The following is a 1,900-nucleotide window of genomic DNA, read 5'->3' as shown; positions in this document are numbered from 1 at the left end:
ATGACGGGGCGGACCATACATTTTTATAGGTTTCGGATTTCATTGCCCAACCGCCTGTTCAGCCGGGAAGCGGCCGACATAGCTCGCGAATACGCTTTGCTGTTCCGCACTGAACAGAATGACATCATAGGCGTCAGGCGGGCTTGTTGTTTCCATTCCGGGAGAGCCCATTGGCATGCCGGGCACCGAAAGCCCCGCCGCATCTGGCCGGGTTTCCAGAAGCTTGCGAATTTCCGAGGCTGGGACATGGCCCTCAATTGCGTAGCCATCAACCGACGCGGTGTGGCAGGAGGCAAGCTCATCGGGGACGTTCAGCGAGGCCCGCACAGGTGCAAGGTCTTCGCGTTCGATAACACGTACTTCAAGACCATCGCGCTGAAGGTGTTTTATCCAGGCCGTACAGCATCCACACCAGGGTGTTTTATAGACGGTAATGGTTTGCGCATTTGCAGGGCTCGCCAAACCGCCCGAGACGAAAAACCCAGCGGCAAGCGCAAAAAGGGCGGTGGCCAAGGCGCCAAGAATCCATTTTGACATAAGAGTTTCCTTCGAAATTATAGTTTGACGGAGCGTAGTCGCAGCGCATTCGCGATGACCGAGAATGAGCTGAGGCTCATTGCGGCAGCGGCGATAATTGGACTGAGAAGCAGTCCAAAGAACGGATAGAGGACGCCGGCAGCAACCGGCACGCCGAGCGAATTATAGATAAAGGCAAAGAACAGGTTTTCGCGAATATTGCCCATTGTCGCGCGGCTGAGGCGTAGGGCGCGCGCAACGCCGCGAAGATCGCCTTTGACCAGGGTCAGACTGGCGCTTTCCATCGCGACATCCGTACCAGTTCCCATCGCGATCCCGACATCCGCCTGTGCCAGGGCAGGGGCGTCATTGATCCCGTCGCCGCACATGGCGACAATCGCCCCCTGAGACTGGAGTTCGCGTATGATCCGGTTCTTGTCCTCTGGCGAGACATCTGCATGAACCTCATCAATGCCAATTTGACGCGCCACCGCTTCGGCTGTCGCCTGGCTGTCGCCGGTCAGCATGACGACTTTCATGCCAGCCTTGTGCAGGGCGGCAATGGCATCAGGCGTTGTCGCCTTGATCGGATCGGCGACACCGATCAGTCCGGCCGGTTTGCCATCGAGCGCGACGAACATCACCGTCTGGCCTTCGCGGCGATAGGATTCGGCTCGGGCTTTCAGCGCGTCGTCAAATGCACCGACCCGGTGCATCATCTTCGCATTGCCGATCGCAAGCCGTTTGCCATCGACGCGCCCTTGCGCGCCTTCGCCGGTGACGGATTCGAAGTCTGAAGCGGAGAGGCGAACCGCCCCGCGTTCTTCGGCGCCATTGACGATGGCCTGGGCCAGCGGGTGCTCGCTGCCGCGTTCAATCGCGGCGGCATAAGAGAGGAAGTCCGCCTCAGCGAGACCTTCGGCTGGCTCGACCGTAACGAGTTTGGGCTTGCCTTCGGTGAGTGTGCCTGTTTTGTCGACGACAATTGTATCGACTTTTTCCAGCGTCTCGAGCGCTTCAGCATTCTTGATCAGAATGCCAGACTGAGCGCCCTTTCCGGTCGCGACCATGATTGACATGGGCGTCGCAAGACCGAGCGCGCAGGGACATGCGATGATGAGCACAGCGACCGCATTGACGATCGCGAATGCCATGGCCGGATGTGGCCCGAAAACCGCCCAGATGATGAAAGTGACAATAGCGGTCAGAACAACCACCGGAACAAACAGGCCAGCCACAGTGTCGGCGAGCTTCTGGATCGGTGCACGTGATCGCTGCGCTTCGACGACCATGCGCACAATCTGAGAGAGCATCGTATCCTCGCCGACGCGGGTCGCCGCCATAATAAACGAGCCCGTGCCATTCACGGTGCCGCCGGTGACCG

At 59.1% G+C, this 1,900-nt stretch carries 2 protein-coding genes; both read right to left on the bottom strand.

The annotated features are described in order from the left end of the window. Window positions 1–39 precede the first annotated feature (39 nt). On the bottom strand, window positions 40–537 hold the full coding sequence (locus HOC_RS20365; RefSeq protein ID WP_035542361.1) for a DUF411 domain-containing protein: 498 nt from the start codon (window positions 535–537) through the stop codon (window positions 40–42). A gap of 17 nt (window positions 538–554) precedes the next feature. Beyond that, window positions 555–1,900, bottom strand: a 1,346-nt coding sequence (locus HOC_RS20360; RefSeq protein WP_035542359.1) for a copper-translocating P-type ATPase, incomplete at its 5' end; no start/stop codon positions are given.

Origin of the sequence: Hyphomonas oceanitis SCH89 (assembly GCF_000685295.1) — a bacterium.
GTDB classification, from domain to species: domain Bacteria; phylum Pseudomonadota; class Alphaproteobacteria; order Caulobacterales; family Hyphomonadaceae; genus Hyphomonas; species Hyphomonas oceanitis.
This window is presented reverse-complemented; position numbering and strand designations above follow the sequence as displayed.

What these genes read in the sequence shown, in the direction of transcription:
- HOC_RS20365 (WP_035542361.1), bottom strand. Translation starts at nt 537, where the DNA reads ATGTCAAAATGGATTCTTGGCGCCTTGGCCACCGCCCTTTTTGCGCTT.